General features: G+C 52.2%; 17 protein-coding genes. 7 read left to right on the forward strand and 10 right to left on the reverse strand.

The genetic code is table 11. The annotated features are described in order from the left end of the window. Positions 1–203: transposase (locus ACN0SD_RS19035; protein ID WP_417809780.1), on the reverse strand; the 203-nt coding region annotated here is incomplete at its 3' end. A 405-nt stretch (positions 204–608) separates the two neighbouring features. On the opposite strand from ACN0SD_RS19035, the gene ACN0SD_RS19040 reads away from it, so the two are divergent. Beyond that, complete coding sequence (locus tag ACN0SD_RS19040) at positions 609–707, forward strand: transposase (RefSeq protein WP_417809794.1); 99 nt, start codon at positions 609–611, stop codon at positions 705–707. A gap of 146 nt (positions 708–853) precedes the next feature. Here ACN0SD_RS19040 and ACN0SD_RS19045 read toward each other — a convergent pair whose 3' ends face one another. From ACN0SD_RS19045 to ACN0SD_RS19070, 6 genes are all read right to left on the reverse strand, one after another. After that, on the reverse strand, positions 854–1,495 hold the full coding sequence (locus ACN0SD_RS19045) for an invasion associated locus B family protein (RefSeq protein WP_417809781.1): 642 nt from the start codon (positions 1,493–1,495) through the stop codon (positions 854–856). A gap of 15 nt (positions 1,496–1,510) precedes the next feature. Then, positions 1,511–2,374, reverse strand: a complete 864-nt coding sequence (locus ACN0SD_RS19050) for a CsgG/HfaB family protein (protein ID WP_417809782.1) — start codon at positions 2,372–2,374, stop codon at positions 1,511–1,513. Positions 2,375–2,460: 86 nt separating this feature from the next. Further along, positions 2,461–2,823: a curli assembly protein CsgF gene (locus ACN0SD_RS19055; RefSeq protein ID WP_417809783.1), complete on the reverse strand. Its 363-nt coding sequence runs from the start codon at positions 2,821–2,823 to the stop codon at positions 2,461–2,463. 15 nt (positions 2,824–2,838) lie between these two features. Continuing rightward, a complete protein-coding gene (locus tag ACN0SD_RS19060; protein ID WP_417809784.1) occupies positions 2,839–3,420 on the reverse strand; it encodes a hypothetical protein in 582 nt (193 codons plus the stop codon). Between the two features lie 36 nt (positions 3,421–3,456). Beyond that, the gene (gene csgH / locus ACN0SD_RS19065) at positions 3,457–3,828 is read right to left on the reverse strand and encodes a curli-like amyloid fiber formation chaperone CsgH (protein WP_417809785.1); all 372 of its coding nucleotides are present in this window, start codon (positions 3,826–3,828) and stop codon (positions 3,457–3,459) included. 77 nt (positions 3,829–3,905) lie between these two features. Continuing rightward, positions 3,906–4,814, reverse strand: a complete 909-nt coding sequence (locus tag ACN0SD_RS19070) for a hypothetical protein (protein ID WP_417809786.1) — start codon at positions 4,812–4,814, stop codon at positions 3,906–3,908. A 1,322-nt stretch (positions 4,815–6,136) separates the two neighbouring features. Between ACN0SD_RS19070 and ACN0SD_RS19075 the strand changes: the two genes are divergently transcribed. Next, complete coding sequence (locus tag ACN0SD_RS19075) at positions 6,137–6,364, forward strand: response regulator transcription factor (protein WP_417809795.1); 228 nt, start codon at positions 6,137–6,139, stop codon at positions 6,362–6,364. Between the two features lie 344 nt (positions 6,365–6,708). On the opposite strand, the gene ACN0SD_RS19080 is transcribed toward ACN0SD_RS19075, so the two are convergent. After that, complete coding sequence (locus ACN0SD_RS19080; RefSeq protein WP_417809787.1) at positions 6,709–7,314, reverse strand: TetR/AcrR family transcriptional regulator; 606 nt, start codon at positions 7,312–7,314, stop codon at positions 6,709–6,711. 184 nt (positions 7,315–7,498) lie between these two features. Between ACN0SD_RS19080 and ACN0SD_RS19085 the strand changes: the two genes are divergently transcribed. From ACN0SD_RS19085 to ACN0SD_RS19105, 5 genes are all read left to right on the forward strand, one after another. Further along, positions 7,499–10,726 carry a carboxyl transferase domain-containing protein gene (locus tag ACN0SD_RS19085; protein WP_417809788.1) on the forward strand — a complete coding sequence of 1,076 codons (3,228 nt, stop codon included), beginning with the start codon at positions 7,499–7,501 and terminating at the stop codon, positions 10,724–10,726. Positions 10,727–10,763: 37 nt separating this feature from the next. Further along, positions 10,764–12,473 carry an AMP-binding protein gene (locus ACN0SD_RS19090; RefSeq protein WP_417809789.1) on the forward strand — a complete coding sequence of 570 codons (1,710 nt, stop codon included), beginning with the start codon at positions 10,764–10,766 and terminating at the stop codon, positions 12,471–12,473. 79 nt (positions 12,474–12,552) lie between these two features. Then, positions 12,553–13,665: a C4-dicarboxylate TRAP transporter substrate-binding protein gene (locus tag ACN0SD_RS19095; protein WP_417809790.1), complete on the forward strand. Its 1,113-nt coding sequence runs from the start codon at positions 12,553–12,555 to the stop codon at positions 13,663–13,665. An 86-nt stretch (positions 13,666–13,751) separates the two neighbouring features. Next, entirely contained in the window at positions 13,752–14,300 is a 549-nt protein-coding gene (locus ACN0SD_RS19100; protein WP_417809791.1) for a TRAP transporter small permease subunit, read from the forward strand. Beyond that, entirely contained in the window at positions 14,297–15,601 is a 1,305-nt protein-coding gene (locus tag ACN0SD_RS19105) for a TRAP transporter large permease (protein WP_417809792.1), read from the forward strand. The genes ACN0SD_RS19100 and ACN0SD_RS19105 overlap by 4 nt, the downstream gene beginning before the upstream one ends. A 102-nt stretch (positions 15,602–15,703) precedes the next feature. On the opposite strand, the gene ACN0SD_RS19110 is transcribed toward ACN0SD_RS19105, so the two are convergent. Continuing rightward, on the reverse strand, positions 15,704–16,696 hold the full coding sequence (locus ACN0SD_RS19110) for an IS30 family transposase (RefSeq protein ID WP_005848490.1): 993 nt from the start codon (positions 16,694–16,696) through the stop codon (positions 15,704–15,706). Between the two features lie 310 nt (positions 16,697–17,006). Beyond that, entirely contained in the window at positions 17,007–18,032 is a 1,026-nt protein-coding gene (locus ACN0SD_RS19115) for an IS110 family transposase (protein ID WP_417809793.1), read from the reverse strand. Positions 18,033–18,279 lie beyond the last annotated feature (247 nt).

Consider the following 18,279-nt stretch of genomic DNA (forward strand, 5'->3'; position numbering starts at 1 on the left):
AGCTTGCCCTCCCGGGCCATGCGCCGCCATTCCGACAAATGATTGGCCCGCATGTCATACCGCCGCGCAACTGCGTCCACCGAGGCACCCTCCACCAGCGTCTCGGCCACAATTTGCGCCTTCACCGCATCCGGCCACCGGCGGTGACCACGCGGGCCCACAACCAAATCAATGTTACTGAGAAACTCCGTTGAGCGCTCCATGGAGAAACTCCCTGATAATCCATCCGTCAGGGCTGAATCTCAGATCAGAGGCTCACAAGGAAGGTGGGGGCGGCACATCGCTTACTCTACAAGGCTGTTCGGGTCAAGTCGTTCGAAACGATACGGATCCGGTCATGGGTTGCAGCCCGCACACTACTACTTGCCATCACGACACAATTAACCAGTCAGATCCGTGGTATGATAAAGACTTTCGGTGTTGTTGTGCCGAGGGGCAAAGGCAGGGTATGTGTAGAAAAAGTTAACGATCTGCCGGACGGACATGTCGAGTTGTCAGGGATCATCTGTCCGCTGCTCGAAGCCTGGCACGCTGTCAGGGAGTGTGCGTCTACGCTCAGCAGCCAGCTCTTGATGGCGGCGCGACAATGCCGAAGCACGCGTTTGCTCATGACGATACCAGGCATTGGGGCGATTACAGCAGTTTCCTATGTGGCCGCTATCGAAGAACCTAAGAACTTTCCGAAGTCCCGATCTGTCGGCGCCTAGCTTGGCCTCACCACACGCCGATAGCAATCGGGAGAGGTGGATCTTAATGGCCACATCTCCCGAGGGGGGGATCAGCGAACGCGTAGGCTCCTCTACGCAAATTTGGAGGAGTTTCAGGGGCTCAGCTCAGAGTGCTTTGCATAGGATCATTCTGTGCCGGTCACTGGGCGTAAAGTGTTGTCTACTGTTTCCTCTTGGGAAGGAACTTCTATGGGTGCCGGAGGGGCCTCTGACAGTTCTTCAACGGGTGGTTGGATCGGTGTAATCTCATCAAGAGCGGCACCAAAACCATTTAGTGATAGTGGAATAGTAAAATCACCTTCTGAGGGCACAATCACGGTTACAGAAGCGGACTTTCCTTCACGCAAAGCCACCTCTAAAGCATCCGTCACAGTCCCTTCAAACAGGCACCCTTGCTGCGTACATCGGCTAATGCCTACATCAAGCGAGGCATCATCGTCGATAGTGATTGTTGCGCCTTCCTTGAGGTCTATTCCCAAAGGTAGTGCTACCTGAATTCCCAAGTAATTATCCGGCGGCACAAAAGCTAAGGTTGCGACCAAAGCAATAGCACTACCGTTGTTCATTATAACACGTTGATAAATCTGGCACTCTTGACCAAACTCGTTGCGCTCAAAGCACTCTACAAGCCAGTCATCATAAGCAACTCTCGAAGCCGGAGGGGTGTGGGCTTCCTGTGCCGTAGCCATTTGGAGACCAGCTCCTAGCACTAGTAATGAAGCAGAAAGTTTTTGTAACCAACCCATCACGGCTTCATATCCTTTCATGGAACAGCCTTATGCCTATGCAGGCTCTGCTGCTTCTTGAAGCCGCGGAACAACATAGCGCGCATTGTATAACTGAATGACGCGGCTCTTGTCTGCTTCGTTGGCGAAATTCCATAGGCCTTTTTCAGCCCCATCGACGATAAGAGATAGGACCGCCAGTTCAATTGCTTGCCGAACAGCGAGCCCTACAGGCTCGTTCCTAGAGTAGCCCACCTCAAGCTCAAGGATCTCATCTGTTGCAACGTACTTAAAGACATTGCTGCGTAGCAGTGCCGAATAGATAACCTTTTCAGCAGTTGATGAAATCAATACCTCGCCAGTTTTTACGCTGACAGCCCGGAGTGCAACTGTTACCTCATCCCGCCGATACTCAGACGCAGTGCCGATCCCTAGGAGTCGTGACCCGATGCCACTTGTCGAAACATTGGAATCGTAGTTTATCACGCCGCCCTCTAGAATAATTCCAGCAAAGCGGAGTGGGGGAAGGGTGGTTCGAGTGGCATTGTTGTACGTTTGATTGGTCTGATCAATTAAATTTCGTTCGTTAAGAACGTTCTGCAAGCTTGCCCGCTCTACCACATTAAACCAGCGTTCATTCGAAACATCTTTCAGAACGTCAATAAGGATCGCATCGCTACCCTGGCTTACCGCTTTGGAAAAGCTCGAAAAACCATCTGCTGGTTTTTGCTGGCCGGTCTTATCTTCATATGAATAGACAGCGATGTCGATTTTTTGACTTGGAGGGGGTAGTTCCGCAAGAGTTTTCCCTAGGCGCGTAGCAGGCGTGAGCTCAGGCTGTATAACGTCTGGATCCCTCATGCTGCCAACTTCGCTGCAAGCAGCCAAAAAGGTAATCGCCGCTAAAAAACTATATTTCATAAGCCTCGCTGGCTTCGGTCTATATATCATTTGCTCTGCTCGCATTTTTTAATTTTTTTTTGAGGCCACACTGCCTTATTACTAAATTAGCGGCTGGAAACGGGCGATGTCAGCGAACCATTTCCAACCTGCATCGTCGCATCGCCGCTCAACGCTGCTGCTGCAGGATTCGGGTCTGATGTGGTGCCTCCACCTCCAGCGACACCACCTAAATCTATGGTAATTGGAGGGAAATTAATGGTTGGTGGAGCGCTGCTACCGCCGCCAGTCCCGCTATCGGGAAGGTGCTGGTTCTGTATCTGGGCAAGGTTCAGGAGGTAATCGATATTATTTGGATTTCCTCCGAACCCGGGGTTTGTGGGGCGGTAAATAAGCTCACCAGCGTTCAGCGTCTGGCAAGAAAAACAGAGCGCAATCGCTCCAACCGTTGCAGCTCTTAAATTGCTCATGGCGTCATCTGTTCCTTAGTTTAATCTTACGACCGTTCCCGGAGGGGCGTTCTTTATGACGATGCCCCCGTTATAGTCGGATCCCATTTGTCCGTATACTACTTGAGTGTCGTTTGAATCTACCAAGCCAACAGCAACATCCAAGTTGTTGCCGATTTGCAACGTCGAGACGTGACTGTTTGCACTCCCGATAATCCCAACGAGAGATGAGTTATCACGGCCGGCTTGAAATTGAGCAACGCTACTTCCAGGGCTATCAATGATGACACCTGTTGCCGAATTTGACACACCAATTTGGGCAATTGCAGCCAAGGCTCCCGAGCTAGACGAGATATATGTTTCTCCGAAGTTCCTAATGCCATCTTGGATAATGACGGAGCTGCTACCTTCAAATCTGTCGATCCGGTTCTCGTGCATTGGGGAAAGCGTTTCGGCTTGGAGCCGCTCTTGCACGGTAACAACTTGCTCGAGAGAGACCAGATTGTTTACCTGAAAATCAATGTCCTGAGCCAAAGATTGGTTTGTCGCTACTAGAAAAGATGCTGTTACCAGAAGACGACCGAACACGCTCCGAGCAATGCGATGAAGATAAGACATAAGTATTTTACCTCTCCATACTGATAATGATGCATTTCACCCTTCGGCAAAGCAGTCAAAAGATTTTTCCCCATCCGATGCGCTTGGCATTCCGGTGAGGACTAGAGAAGCTTGAATATCGCCCCTCTCGTTGGCACTTACAAATGATCGTGAAACAACAACTCTGCCGGTGCTTTCAATAGTGAAGCGCCCACCTTGCTGAGACACCGAGATATTACCGCCTACAGTTTTACGCACTGACAGAGTGTAGCGACCCGTTATCCCCGGGGTGCCTTCAGCGATACCGACAACCTCATATAGAGGTGTGCCTGATAAGACAGAGATCTCGCAGCTCAGTACCGGGCCAGCTTGGGCCGAGCCAGTCAATCCAGCCACAACCGTGATGCTATGAAGAATAGGTAACACCATACAGTCCTCAGATCACAACGCAAAAACACGCGTTGGAGGCGCGAACGCCTCCAACTTTAGCTTCATGAACAGCAAAATTACATGCTGTTCTGGTAGTTAATTGCTTCGTTGGAGCCACCTGTCTGCAGGATGGCACTGGAGTTTCCATTGCCCAACTGAAGGTTTGCTGCAGAGTTACTGGTTGCACCGAGTGACCCAATGCCACTGCCGCCAATGGTTGCATGTACTGGCACGCCTCCAGCAAACGTATCCATATTAATTGCGGTTGCGATAAAGGATGTCCCGCCACCTTGCGAGATGAATGACGCGTTGTCATCACCGCTTTGCAGCGAAGCCGCAGTATTCTTGCTACCCTCTTGGAAGGTAGCCTGGCTGTTTCTGTCGCCTTTTTGTGCGATAGCAAGGATGTTGTCGTCTCCCTCCGTTTGGTAGCCAACAGCGCTGTTATGATCGCCATGAACGGCCACAACTCCAGCGTTGTCCCATCCATCCTGAACAAGCGCTGAATTGTTGTCGAACCCAACTTGCGTGATGGCGGCCTCGTTTGCCTCAGTTCTCTGACTGATCAAAGCCGCGTTTTCGTCACCGATTTGGAGCATGGCCGACTCTTGATTGAAGCCTTCCTGCATGTTGATCGAGGAGTTGTTGTTACCAACCTGGAACTGAGCAGAGGAGTTGGCACCATTTGCAGTGGCCCCAGCGTGACCAACATTGGGGAAGCCGACTTCATCGCCATCCGATGACGCATTCACACCGTCACCAACCTCGGCACGTGCATATTCCCGCAGGTTGCCGCCAACGCCGGAATCGAGAATAGCGAGCGCGCTCTCATTCGTGACCTGCGCTCGTGCATTCTCGGTCTGACCAGCACCCGAGTTATCGGACTGAGCAACCTGGCCCGTGGCATCTGCTTGTTGCGCACTAGCCATGCCTGAGAATGCAATCATGACAGCAACACTTGACGTGGAAATCAAAAACTTTTTCATGGGAAATTCCTCCTAGTTATGCCGGCAGGTTTCCACCGGTCTACGAACAGCTTAATCCCGCCCATCAGCGTCCCGGTATCACCATGAATGACTAGAACCACAGCTTGCCCTAGCGCATTCGGTCTAGTTACTATTAGCTATAGATAGTATGGGTTCATGGCTTGCTTTGCCGGTCTGAAGTTCAGACTTGGCTCGAATGAGCAGGTCGCTTAGCATGCTGAGTTGATATAGAAATCAAACTAGGCGAAGGGGCTGCCCATGCGGAACGCACTTAGTGACCTTAAAGCGGTAATTCTATTAGCTGCATCTTTGGCATCATATAGCGGTGTTGCTCATGCTGATGCAGCCTATGTAATACAAGCAGCTCCCAGAACGCTGTCTGCATACGTTACCCAAGCACCCTCTCAGACGCGGCGATCCTTTGGGCCTACGCAGCAACAGATTGACGCCGCTCGACAGCAGAGGGCTCGGGCTGTCGCTCAACAAAGAGCTCGAGTTACCGCACAGCAAGTAGCCGCCCAGCAACGCAGCGCCTCAGCATCTGAGCCCTCACAACGACGAGATGTCATCCTAGATTTTGGTCAAAATTCGTCCACCGATGGCCGGCTTCCAAGTGTGCGTGATGGCGTTCGCATAAGAAGCGAATCGCCGTAACTCGAAGTCTACTGCTGATTTCAACCTAAAATAGATCTTCCATAAACTTTCGAAACTTAACAGACCCCTAGCTCAAATTGACCTGGAGTTAGTTTTGTGCTAATTTATCCAAATATAATTTCTGCACTTTTTTGCCTTATTTCAAATTTTCTGCTGCCCTTTAAATGTTAATTATAGGCAAATAATCAAATATTGGCCCTGCAATGAATGATCCTGTCATCAATGACGGTGGGGATCCTGTTTTTTGGATCATGACACCGTGTAACTGGGAAAGCGCTGCGCTTACCCACTTAATCAATAGCTTTGGATGGAGCGTAAGCAAAACTGGTCGGCTAGATGATAACTGGCCAATATGCCCTCCTGATAAAACCCCATCAATGATATTGGCCGTTATTGGTGAGCGAGAGATCAAATGTGGAACTCTTTTGGAGCTGTTCGAAAAGCACCCCGACATGTCCATTGCACTGCTTTTGAGACGCCAGCAAGAATCTTCTCTGCCTATCAGTTTACCCACTAACGTAATGGCCACAATCGATGCCAACCACTCATCTCTACTAGTTCATTCGTCTCTACAACTGGCATTGGCCGGTCACCGCGTACTCACGGACAATAGCTTATCTGCGTCTAAGCTGGGCGCGAAGGGTAAACCTGCACCATCCACCGCCGTAATGGACCTACTTACCAGGCGAGAACGAGAAGTTTCCCACGAAATTTCCCGAGGCAGATCCAACAAGGAGATCGCACGACGCCTAGGGATCTCACCGAACACCGTAAATGCGCATGCTGCTGCCATTCGACAAAAACTGGGCGTCAGCAACCGAACCCAGATCGCTTTCCATTTTAGTAATTCGGAAGGGGTTCCAAGTCGATCACCCTCACCTTTGTCGCCTCATTGAAAACGGCAGTCGGGCGCTAAGTCGACTGCGTTGCGCATATCAGTTGACGAGCCGCGATCAGATTGATGCACCAACTGATCCTGCGAAGGCCTGCGTTGATGAATGGGTTGCCCAAGAGTATTCAGGACAAAACCTGCATTTGACGCGCCATACCACGATCCCTCGCAGTGAACTCCAATACCCTTTGAAAACACGATCGAGGCCACACCATCAGTTCTTCGCTCTAGTAATGAAGATTTTCCACGTTCTACGCCGGCAGCATACGAGTTTGGAGCATGCTTACATACAAGCACCGAAAAGCCTATCGGGTCCTCTGCCTGCTCGTTGGTAGTCTACGACTGCGTTTATGCAAGGTATCCACGTAGTGCATCGCTAACGACATCTCGGGCGACCTCTTTAGAATTCTGCGCGCCTGAGGTTCGAAACCAAATACCTACCCAATTGATAGCACCTAGGATCACGAGGCTTGCAAGCTTTGGGTCAAGATCCGAACGTAAGGAACCGTCGTTAACGCCTTCTTGCAGAATGGCGCGAAACAGGCTGTCGATTTGATCGCGGCTGGTCTGCACGCTACGCTTATCGCCAGGGGATAGCAGTGGCCGAATGTAGTTCCAAAGATACTGCATGTCCTTGCGCGTCATTGTTTCCACGTAGGTTACCAACCCAATCCGAAGCCGATCTGCTGCTTTCCCGGGGGGGTCTAGAGCTTCTTCAACGGCACCGATAAGTCTGACCATTCCAACCTCATAACATTGCATGAGTAGGTCGTTTTTACTGCTGACATAGGTGTAAAGCGCGGCTTTTGTCACACCGAGCTCCGAGGCAATCGCTTCGAGCGGAACGTTTTCATAACCCTCCGCTCCGAACTTTTCAGAAGCGCAACGTACGATTTCTCGCCGCTTATGATCACGCATTTCTTGCTTGGTCGGGAAGGGGCTAATCGATTTCATTCAGAGGTTATCCCCTCGAGATTGAACCACGTCAATAGAGCGATGAATATCAAGTTGACTTTACAATAGATGCAATCTTAACTCAAAGAAATTATACTAACTAACGGTTAGTTAAGTGTCGGTGGGTATTGTGCGGAGGTTGCTATCCCACTGATATTAAACGTGGCAGCAGGGAGGGTCGCCGATGATCAGAAGATTGTTGATAGCAAATCGCGGAGAGATTGCGATTCGTGTGGCACGTTCTGCGGCGGCTCTAGGGATTGAAACGGTTGCAGTTTACACAGGGGACGACGAAACATCTCTGCATATCAAACATGCCGACAATGCCCGCCGTTTGCCGAAGGCAGGAGTGGTTGGGTACCTGGACGCAGATGCCCTTATCTCAATTGCACGTGATACCGATTGCGATGCAGTGCACCCGGGGTATGGCTTGCTAAGCGAGCGCGCCGATTTTGCGGCGGCCTGTGCGAATGCGAACCTTATATTTGTAGGACCTGATGCCAAAACCTTAGAGCTCCAAGGCGATAAAATGTCGGCCCGGGCGCTTGCTGAACAAGCCGGGGTTCCCGTTTTGAAGGGTTCTGGTCTATTGGCAGGGGAAGCCGACCTTCAAGCGTTTTTTGATGCTCATGAAGCCGCGCCGATTATAATCAAGGCGGTCAATGGCGGTGGTGGGCGCGGCATGCGTATCGTCCGTAGGGCTGAGGAGATTGATGTCGCCTTTGCGGAAGCTCGAGATGAGGCACTTTCAGCCTTCGGAGACGACAAACTGTATGCTGAACGTTTTTTGGAATCAGTGCGGCATATAGAAGTGCAGATCATCGGCGATGGACAAAGTGTAACCCATCTTTGGGAGCGGGATTGTTCAGTGCAGCGGCGACATCAAAAGGTGATCGAGCTTGCCCCAGCACCGAACCTGTCTGAGGCCACTCGTCAGGGCTTGCTTGACGCTGCTGTCGCCATCGGTCGTGCCTGCGATTATCGCGGTCTGGGCACGGTGGAGTTTTTGGTGGAGGAGAGCGGAAGTTTTTACTTTATCGAAACTAATCCGCGGATTCAGGTTGAGCATACTATTACTGAAGAAATCACCGGCTTCGACCTGGTCGAAATTCAGCTGAAGCTCGCTTCGCGGCAGGCATTGGGCGATGTAGGGCTTGGCGAGACGCCTAAGCTCCCAAATGGGTTTTCAGTACAGACACGGATCAACGCGGAGACCCCGGATGGGCAGGGTGGTTTTATACCTACCGGAGGGCAACTAGGTTTATATGCGGTGCCATCGGGTCCCGGCGTCCGAATTGATGGTTGCGCGTATACCGGATACAGTACGAATCCGAGTTTCGACAATCTGTTGGCTAAGCTGGTGGTGCATGAGAAGTCGGACGATCTAGGTCGGCTTTTTGCCAAAACCGAGCGCGCTTTGTCTGAATTTCAGATTGATGGCATTGGTACGAACATTGGATTTCTGCGGTCACTGTTGAAAGTGCCCGCGATTAGCGACTGGCGCGTCGATGTGCGTACATTAGATAGCCAGTCCTTTGATATTTCTGCAAATGATACGGTTAAAGCGCGGTACTTCGAAAGCGACACCGCTACCGAGACCGCTACTTGCGAAGTCCCGACCGGCGCTGATGTACTTCGTGCACCGATGCAAGCGATGGTGCAAGATATTCAGGTTTCTATTGGTGATCAAATTGCCAAAGGCCAAGTTGTTGCTGTAATCGAAGCAATGAAGATGCAGCATACAGTATTGGCAGATGCTGGCGGTGTGGTCGTTAAGGTCTATACCAAGGCCGGCGAGGCAATCTCGTTAGACATGCCAATTCTTGCTTATGAGCATGATGACACGTTGGCTGAGATCGCTTCCGACGATGTTGTTGTAGACCCAAATTATATCCGCCGAGATCTAGCGACGCTGAACGCTCGCCTAGCTCGAACGCTTGATGAAAACCGCCCCAAAGCCGTCGAGCGCCGCCGAAACCGTCAACAACGGACCACGCGCGAGATCGTATCGGCTTTGTGTTGCGGCGGGGACTTTCATGAATACGGCCAATTGGTGTTGGCAGGTCAGCGACGGAAACTAGGGATCGATGCGCTTGTCGATATCTCCCCTGCGGACGGAATTGTGACTGGCGTTGGATCAATAAATGCCGGCCGGTTTGCTGAGGAGTTTTGTCAAGTCGCATTGCTCGCCTACGATTCAACCGTCATGGCGGGCACCCAAGGGTACTTTGGACACTTAAAGACAGACAGGATGATCGAAGTCGCAAAAGATCGCGGGTTGGCTTCAGTATTTTTCACTGAGGGTGGCGGTGGCCGTCCTAATGATGACGACTTTGCTGAGACCGTACTGTCCGGACTAAAGGTTACAACCTTTGCGGAATATGCTCGACTACAAGGTTGGGGACCAAAGATCACGGTCAGTTCCGGATTTTGCTTTGCGGGTAACGCGGCTCTTTTCGGGGCTGGCGACATTCGCGTCGCAACGCGAAATAGTTGGATTGGTCTGGCGGGCCCTGCGATGATCGAAGCGGGTGGGATTGGGTCTTTCAGCCCCAAAGAGATTGGCCCCGCGCCGATGCACGCTGAAAACGGGCTGGTCGATATTTTGGCTGAGGATGACGATACGGCAATCAATAGAACGCGAGACGTATTGTCATATTTCCAGGGGCCGCTGGCTGATTGGGATGCGCCAGATCAGCGCTTGTTGCGTCACATGATCCCCGAAGATCGCAAGCGGTCGTACTTGATACGTCCGGTGATCGAAGGTCTAGCAGACACGGATAGTTTTCTTGAACTTGGCGCAGAACACGCGAAGGGCATGGTTACAGGCTTATTGCGGGTTGAAGGTCGACCTATTGGTGTAATTGCTAATAACCCGCAGCATTTAGGTGGCGCATTAGATGCGGGGGCGTCGGCCAAAGGTGCCCGCTTTATCAATTTGTGTAACCGGTTCAACCTACCTGTACTGTCGTTGTGCGATACGCCAGGCTTTATGGTTGGGCCCGAAAGTGAAACACAAGGCGCGGTGTCTGCGGCATGTGAACTAATTTCAGCGGGGGCAAATCTGTGCAGCCCGATGTTCTTTGTCTGTCTGCGTAAAGGCTATGGGATTGGTGCACAGGCGATGGCTGCGGGAAGTTTAGGTGAGCCCGCATTTTCAATAGCTTGGCCGACCGCCGAGTTCGGGCCGATGGGTTTGGAAGGTGCCGTTCAGCTAGGCTATCGCAAAGAACTTGAGGCCGAAACCGATCTGGAAAAGCGTAACGCCCTATACGACCGGTTGGTCGACAATCTGTATGATCGGGGCAGTGCTATAAATGTCGCCTCTACTCACGAAATCGACGCAGTGATTGATCCAGCAGAAACGCGGAGCTGGATTGCAAAAGGGATGCGTATGGCAGCGCGCAAGTAGATCAAGCAACTGACAGATTTTCGAAAAGGATGACGGGATGTCCCAAAACCAACAGATCGAAGAGCACGTACAAGATTTACGTCAGCGCCAGGGCAGAAGCTGGCCCGAAGGGATCTCGCGCGAGATTGGCTATCGGCTAGGTAGACGTCCGCTAAGCCAGTACGTGCGCGCTGAAGCCGAAGCGCGGCCCGATGATGCGATGGTGCATTACTACGGACGAACACTGACGTGGCGCGAAATTGATGATGCTTCAGATCGCTTTGCGGGGCTATTGCAGTCCCGCGGTATCGCAGCGGGTGATAGGGTCGCCCTCATGATGGGGAATTGCCCTCAGTTTCTGATTTGCTTTTGGGGTATCATGAAACTGGGGGCAGTTTTGGTACCCGTAAACCCGATGTTCAAAGTAGTGGAGCTAACCTACCAACTAAACGACAGCGGCGCAGTCGCCCTCGTGTTTCAGGATGACTTGGCTCCACTAGTTACATCGGTGGTACTTGATACCCCTCTTCAACTGTTGCTGGCTACCGGGGCTGCCGAAATGGCGGGTGTTGGCGGGGCCGTTCCGCTCCCGGCTGGACTAGGTGATGGACTAACGGCCAGCGGAATTGAGCGGCTACTCGAGGCACTAGACGCTGCTGCGCCCTTCAAAGGATCTGATTGCACGGACTTGGATGCGGTGGCGGCGCTGAACTACACCGGCGGCACCACAGGTATGCCCAAAGGTTGCGTTCATACGCACGGCGACATGCTTTATACAGTGGCGGCTTACTGTGGCTGTGCGATGTCGAATGCAAACTCTCAGGACGTTGTGGTAAACTTTTTCCCGATGTTCTGGATCGCTGGTGAGGATTTAGGGCTGCTTGCACCGGTATATACAGGGGCCGCAGTATGTCTTCTTCACCGGTGGGATGCCCTTGGCTGGATGGCGGCCGTCGCAGAGCACCGGGCCTCGGTTGTTACCTTGTTGGTAGACAATGCTGTTGAAGTTATGCGCCACCCAGACGTCAAAAACTACGATCTGACATCATTGCAAAGCTCTTCTGTATGCTCGTTCGTCAAAAAGCTTAGCTCAGCTTTTCGGGAAGAATGGCGTGACTTAACCGGCAGCACAATGGTTGAAGCAGCTTATGGCATGACGGAAACCAATACCTGCGATACCTTTACAGTGGGGCTTCAGCATGACGATTATGATCTGCAGCAGCAGCCAGTGTTCGTCGGGCTTCCCGTGCCAGAAACTGACATCATCATAAGGGATTTTGATACCGGTGAACTCAAAGGCATCGGCGAAACAGGCGAGATTTGTGTGCGCTCGCCGTCGGTTTTAAAATCCTATTGGAACAAACCCGAAGAAACCAAGAATGCCATCCGCAACGGCTGGCTACATACAGGTGACATCGGCTTGGTGAACGAGCTGGGACTTGTCCATTATCTGGGCCGTCGCAAAGAAATGCTGAAGGTCAATGGGATGCCGGTTTTTCCCGCCGAAATCGAGATGCTTTTGGGGCGCCATCCAGCGGTGCTTGGATCGGGGGTGATAGGGCGTAAAGACGAAGCCAAAGGCGAAGTACCGGTCGCGTTTATTCATCTCGATCCAGACCAGTCCGAAGGTCTTGATGCCGATAGCTTGCGCGCATGGTGTCGGGAACAGATGGCGTCATTCAAAGTGCCTGAAATCAGATTGGTTGTGTCTTTGCCAATGACGGCTACCGGCAAAGTTAAAAAAGACGAATTGAAGGCGTTGCTCTAGTAGCGCGTTCAAAAGTAGTCACCGAGACACGGGGAGGTGTCCGCGGTGGCATTTACGACATGTAAATCGGGAGGATAACATGAAACACAGGAAAATTCTGACGCTTGCAGCCATTGCCATGATCACGATGACACCGATCGCAAGCGCTGATACATTGCGCCATGCAGTTGGCTCTGGCGGGGTCAGTGGCCTAATTGACGGTACAGAAGCTTGGGCGAACTACATTAAAGAGCAAACCAACGGCGAAACAGATATTAAAATCTTTGCCGGATCATTATTAAATTTTACCGAAACGTTTACCGGCCTGCGCGATGGCATAGCCGACAGCGGATTTGTAGTCCCGGCCTATCATCGGGCCGAATTGCCCTACGCTAATTTGCTCAGCGATATGGGCACTGCGGGTGTTGACCCGATCGCAATGGCCGGAGCGGCGAATGAGTTTATGTTCACTTGTACGCCCTGTCTTGCCGAGTTCAATAATGCAGGCCAGGTTTTCCTCGGCAATACCGTGACTGGGCCGTACTACATGTACAATCAGAAACCGGTGAAAGCGCTCGCTGATTTTGAAGGTATTAAGGTGCGCGGCTTTGGGCCTTTTGCTAGATGGTTGGATGCAATGGGCGCTTCGACCGTTAGTTTGGGCGCGACCGATATATACGAAAGTATGAGTCAGGGTCATATCGACGGCAACGTCCACACACTAGAAACCCTCGATACGCTCTCGACTGGTGAAGTGGCTGAGTATGCACTGAACCAGCCAATTGCAGTTTTCATTGGCAATACGATGTTCAACGTAAGCTCAATGACATGGGCAGGGCTTTCGGATCAAACCAAACGTGCGATGATCGACGGTGCTGCTATAGGACACGCAATTGCGACTATCGATAGCGTCAATCAGGCCGAAAGCATCTTGGCTGACCCGCAATCTCATGGGGTCGAGTTGCTTGAACCTGCGACTGACGTGCAGGAAAAGTCCGAAGAGTTCCGTACTGCAGATATGGAAGCAGTCGTAGCACTCAACCGTGATGAATATGGCATTTCGGACGCCGAGGAGCAGGTGACGCGCTTCCAAGAGCTGGTAGGCAAATGGGATAAACTGGTCGAAGGTATTGATACTAGTGATCCCGAGGCCGTCGGCGATCTCTATCTACGTGAGATCTTTTCTAAAATTGATCCAGCATCACTAGGTTAACCAAGTTTGTCTCGCTGCTGCCGTTGGCTCGGCGAGACAGACGCGTCTTGTCTTGATCAAACCTAGTTCAAACGAAAGCAATCCTGATGGAACATTTAATCCGTTTCGACCTGCTGTTGACTCGCATCGCCGCTCTGATCGCAGCTATCGCCGTTATTGCAATGATGTTGACTGTCGCCGCTGACGCGTTTTCGCGGCAGTTATTCAACAGTCGTATCCCCTTTGTCTCGGTAATCGTAGCGAACTACTTTATGGTCGCAATTGCATTTCTACCTCTAGCGATGGCCGAGGCTCAGGATCGCAATATCTCAGTGGACCTAATTTATAGCAACCTCGGCACTGACGCCCAGCGTTTGGTTGGGTTGATCGTGCATGTCTTTGCTTTCCTGACGTGCTGCGGGCTCACTTTCACGATGTGGGACGAGGCAATGCGCCGCTATACTAGTGGCTCGGTAGCGGTCGAAGACGGCGTGTCTATGACTATTTGGCAGGGGTACTTCCTGCTGCCCGCGGGGTTTTCTCTGCTGGCGATGACGTATTTGCTGCGGATCGTCTTAGGACTTGCGAACGCCAAACAAGCGCGAATGCCCCTAATTCAAGATATCGCTGAGCCAGTATCGGAGGCAGGACAATGACGCCAGAAATAATAGGATTGGTGGGGCTGGCTGTTCTTGCGATACTGCTATTATTGAGGATGCCGGTCGGCCTTTCGCTGATTTTGGTTAGCTTTACCGGCATTTACATCTTGCTTGGGCCTCGCCCCGCGTGGGGAATCCTAACAAGCGTTCCATACCAGTTTGCGGCGAAATGGACATTGTCGTCTGTACCCATGTTCTTGCTGATGGGGTATGTTTGCTATCACGGCGGCATGACGCGCACTTTATTCGCAGCAGCTCGCGCGTGGTTAGGGGCTTTACCTGGCGGATTGGCAATCGCATCGGTGTTTGGGGCGGGAGGGTTTGCTGCGGTTACCGGATCTTCCGTAGCTTGCGCTGCTGCCATGGGCCGCATTGCCGTTCCAGAGATGACGAGGGCAGGTTACGATCCAGGGTTGGCAACTGGTTCAATCGCCGCAGCCGGCACGCTAGGGGCGTTGATACCACCTTCTATTCTTCTGATTCTATTTGGAATTTTCGCTCAGGTGCCGATAGGTCAGCTATTCCTTGGCGGCGTCGGTGCAGGCGTCCTGACAGCTGTGATCTATGCCGCGATGATTTATATTCGGGTGCGGATCAATCCCGCACTAGCACCTGTACGTGAAGATCCTGCCGGATGGGGAGAACGTTTTGCTCATCTAAGGAGTACTTGGCCAGTAATCCTACTATTTGTTGTAGTAATCGGAGGCATGTTCGTAGGGCTGTTTACGGCGACTGAAGCTGGTGCCGTGGGCGCGCTGGCCGCTTGCGTTATAGCATGGGCCAGTGGCGGCCTAACAATGGCGACTTTGCGCCAATCGGTGAACGAAACGATCGTTACTACAGCCGCTTTGTTCCTGATCGCCATAGGTGCAAATCTGCTGACGCGGTTTTTGGCGCTCTCCGGCTCTGGTGAATTGATTACTCAAACGATCTTGGCCTTTGGCGCTTCTGAATTGGCCTTGGTTTTGGGTATTGCACTTGTCTACATCATTTTGGGTATGTTTCTTGATCCAATCGGTGCGATGCTGCTTACATTGCCGGTGCTATTGCCGGTGGTAGACGAGGCAGGGATCTCACTGATCTGGTTTGGTGTCTTCGTCGCCAAATTTCTAGAAATTGGTATGATCACACCGCCAGTGGGTTTGAATGTTTTTGTCATCAAGGGGGTCGTTGATCGCTCCATATCACTAGGCGTAATCTTTCGCGGGGTCATCTGGTTTTTGGTGGCCGATGCGGCGGTAGTGACGATCATGGTAGCTTTCCCGCAGGTGATACTTTGGCTGCCCAGCCTGTCTTAGCGGGGTGTCATCGCATTTCCTCCAATATCTTTTCGCGGAAAACCTCGGCTGGTGTTTTCCATCCAATGCATGGATTCTCAAGGGTCGTTGCGACGGTTTCCGCTATCTCAGTTTCATCAGTTCTTCCCTGAAGGCTTCAGTCGGCGTTTTCCATCCCAGGCACTTTCTGGGGGTGCCGTTCAAGCGGTCACAAATCGACTTCATATCTCGATTTGAGAGCGCGGCCACGGGCGCATCTCTTGGTAGGTAGCGCCGCGCACGCTTGTTCAGGTTTTCGACGGAACCCTTTTGCCACGGAGCCTGTGGATCACAAAACCAGGCCTCTGTGCCGATACCAGGCTTCAACTTACGCCAATTCCTGAACTCGATCCCACGGTCAAAGGTGATCGACTTGCGCGCCGGTTGGGGCAGGGGTTCCATCACACCCATCAAGCGGTTCATCAGATGCGTGGTGCTGCGGTCGTTGTTGCGGAACAGGACAGCAAAGCGGGTCTTCCGCTCGACCAGTGAGGCAACGTTCATCTTGCCCTGAGCGCGCTCGAATATCATCAAATCGCCTTCCCACTCGCCGAAAGTCTCGCGGCTATCAACGTAGTCAGGGCGTTCGTGAATTGAGCGATCCGGCGGGAACACAAGGCCTCGTGGCCTGCGCGCGTGATGCGGACGCCGTTTTTTCCGGCGGTTGGGCAGGTAGCGTGCGAGTTCCGCAGATTGACCATCTGGGCCGTAAACATAGGCGTAGATCGTTTCATGACTTACGCGTGTTGTTTGGCCTTCATATTGCAATCGGCCCGCGATCTGCTCTGGTGACCAACCTTCCTTGAGCTGCTTGATTACGGCTTTTCTCAAGCCGACAAGGCGCACCAGTTTGCGCCGCCGCGCACGTCTTTCGGTCGCCGCTTTTTGAGCAACGACACCATAGTACCCGTTCAGTTCCGGCAACTCTTTGTCGAAATAGTGATTGCGCTTGATCTCGCGATACACCGTGGAAACATGCCTGCCGATCTCTGCTGCAATCTCGCGCACAGCAATCTTGGCGTTCAACATGTCTTCTATCGCGCGTCGTTCACGCAGGTTAAGCTCTTTATGCGCCATCTTCCATTCTCCTTGCTTTCTAGCAAGATAGGGGAAATTTCGCAACCCACGTGTGGATGCCCCGGTTTATGTGGGTGACTGTTTCGACGTTTAGATAGCATGATCGGGTGCAGTCACGTGTCCGGCCTGTTTGTGCAGCACACTTGGCTGCTGGCCCTTATGGAGATGCGCGAACTTGGCTCCAAATCAGTTTATCGGGCTTGAAGCCGCGAAGGGTTGCACTGGTTTTTCCATGTTCGTTCTCGTCGATCCGCTTTCCTTAGTCGATCCTTTCGTCCTCACATACCTGCCGGTATCCGTGGGTCTGCCGCTAAGCGACGGCCCCGCGAATGCGATAAATCTGGCCCGTCATCAACATGGCCCAAAGCCTCCGAGCCATGCGGTTTGCCAAAGCAACAGCAACAACCATCCGGGGGCGTGTTTCAAGCATACGCGCTAACCATGGTTCGGCACAACGCTTCCATCGTTCGATGGAATTGATGACGGACATTGCACCGATGATCAGCAACCGCCTCACATCTTTCTGGCCCATTTTTGTGATGCGCCCCAACCGTTCCTTACCACCTGTCGAATGCTGTCGAGGTACAAGACCAAGCCATGCTGCAAAATCCCGCCCCGTGCGAAAGTTTTTGGCGGGAGGACAGAAGGCCGAAATTGCGATGGCGGACATCGGGCCGACGCCAGGCATCGTTTGCATAAGCCGCGTTTCCTCTGACGTTTTTGCATGCATCTTGATGGAATGATCCAGACCTTCGACTTCTGCGCTGATAGTCTCGATCTGCGCTAGGAGCCGTTCCGCCAAGCGTTTGGCCTCGTCGGGCAGTTTATGTGCCTGTTCCTCTACTTCTCGTTTGAGAATATCAGCGTTCCGAATGCGTAGCCGCAGCACAATCCCAAACTCCGCCAAGTATCCGCGAAGCGAATTGATAAGCTGGGTGCGCTGCCGCACGAACAATTTCCGCGTCCGAAACAACATCGCCTGTGCTTGCTGTTCCGGGGCTTTCACTGGGACGAAGCGCATTGAGGGACGCATCGCGGCTTCTGTAATGGCCTCTGCATCGACAACATCACTCTTGTGGCGTTTGACAAACGGTTTCACATATCGCGCCGGTACCAATCGAACCTCATGACCTGCAGCAAGCGCTTCACGCCCCCAATGATGGGCGGACGCGCACGCTTCCATCGCAAAAATGCAACTTGGGTGCTCATTTAGAAACTTATTGAACTGAGGCCGGCTCAGCTTTCTACGGTATAAAACTTTACCTGCGGCATCAGCGCCGTGTATTTGAAAAACGCGCTTCGCCAGGTCGATACCGATGATAAATGCTTCTGACATTTGTTCCTCCTGCAAGACGTCCGCACCACCATGGCTCGGACGGTTCTATAATGAACCAACAGGAGGGGCATCCAATCCATCAGTTTAGAATGTGCCCATGGGCGGAAATTGTAACTGATAATTAGGATTATGTGATATCATGTCAGCACTAACGATCCCTCTTGAGAATCCTGACAATTTATATAAGGAATCGTCCCTGAGTATTTTGAGCGGCCGCATTTGCCGGTTGTGCGCCATTTTGTTAAGG

It is taken from the genome of Thioclava sp., assembly GCF_048263065.1.
Classification (GTDB): Bacteria; Pseudomonadota; Alphaproteobacteria; order Rhodobacterales; family Rhodobacteraceae; genus Thioclava.

Excerpts from the sequence above, each read along its gene's own strand:
- ACN0SD_RS19040 (WP_417809794.1), top strand. The coding sequence starts at position 609 with ATGACGATACCAGGCATTGGGGCGATTACAGCAGTTTCCTATGTGGCC.
- ACN0SD_RS19045 (WP_417809781.1), bottom strand. The coding sequence starts at position 1,495 with ATGAAAGGATATGAAGCCGTGATGGGTTGGTTACAAAAACTTTCTGCT.
- ACN0SD_RS19050 (WP_417809782.1), bottom strand. The coding sequence starts at position 2,374 with ATGAAATATAGTTTTTTAGCGGCGATTACCTTTTTGGCTGCTTGCAGC.
- ACN0SD_RS19055 (WP_417809783.1), bottom strand. The coding sequence starts at position 2,823 with ATGAGCAATTTAAGAGCTGCAACGGTTGGAGCGATTGCGCTCTGTTTT.
- ACN0SD_RS19060 (WP_417809784.1), bottom strand. The coding sequence starts at position 3,420 with ATGTCTTATCTTCATCGCATTGCTCGGAGCGTGTTCGGTCGTCTTCTG.
- csgH (WP_417809785.1), bottom strand. The coding sequence starts at position 3,828 with ATGGTGTTACCTATTCTTCATAGCATCACGGTTGTGGCTGGATTGACT.
- ACN0SD_RS19070 (WP_417809786.1), bottom strand. The coding sequence starts at position 4,814 with ATGAAAAAGTTTTTGATTTCCACGTCAAGTGTTGCTGTCATGATTGCA.
- ACN0SD_RS19075 (WP_417809795.1), top strand. The coding sequence starts at position 6,137 with ATGGACCTACTTACCAGGCGAGAACGAGAAGTTTCCCACGAAATTTCC.
- ACN0SD_RS19080 (WP_417809787.1), bottom strand. The coding sequence starts at position 7,314 with ATGAAATCGATTAGCCCCTTCCCGACCAAGCAAGAAATGCGTGATCAT.
- ACN0SD_RS19085 (WP_417809788.1), top strand. The coding sequence starts at position 7,499 with ATGATCAGAAGATTGTTGATAGCAAATCGCGGAGAGATTGCGATTCGT.
- ACN0SD_RS19090 (WP_417809789.1), top strand. The coding sequence starts at position 10,764 with ATGTCCCAAAACCAACAGATCGAAGAGCACGTACAAGATTTACGTCAG.
- ACN0SD_RS19095 (WP_417809790.1), top strand. The coding sequence starts at position 12,553 with ATGAAACACAGGAAAATTCTGACGCTTGCAGCCATTGCCATGATCACG.
- ACN0SD_RS19100 (WP_417809791.1), top strand. The coding sequence starts at position 13,752 with ATGGAACATTTAATCCGTTTCGACCTGCTGTTGACTCGCATCGCCGCT.
- ACN0SD_RS19105 (WP_417809792.1), top strand. The coding sequence starts at position 14,297 with ATGACGCCAGAAATAATAGGATTGGTGGGGCTGGCTGTTCTTGCGATA.
- ACN0SD_RS19110 (WP_005848490.1), bottom strand. The coding sequence starts at position 16,696 with ATGGCGCATAAAGAGCTTAACCTGCGTGAACGACGCGCGATAGAAGAC.
- ACN0SD_RS19115 (WP_417809793.1), bottom strand. The coding sequence starts at position 18,032 with ATGTCAGAAGCATTTATCATCGGTATCGACCTGGCGAAGCGCGTTTTT.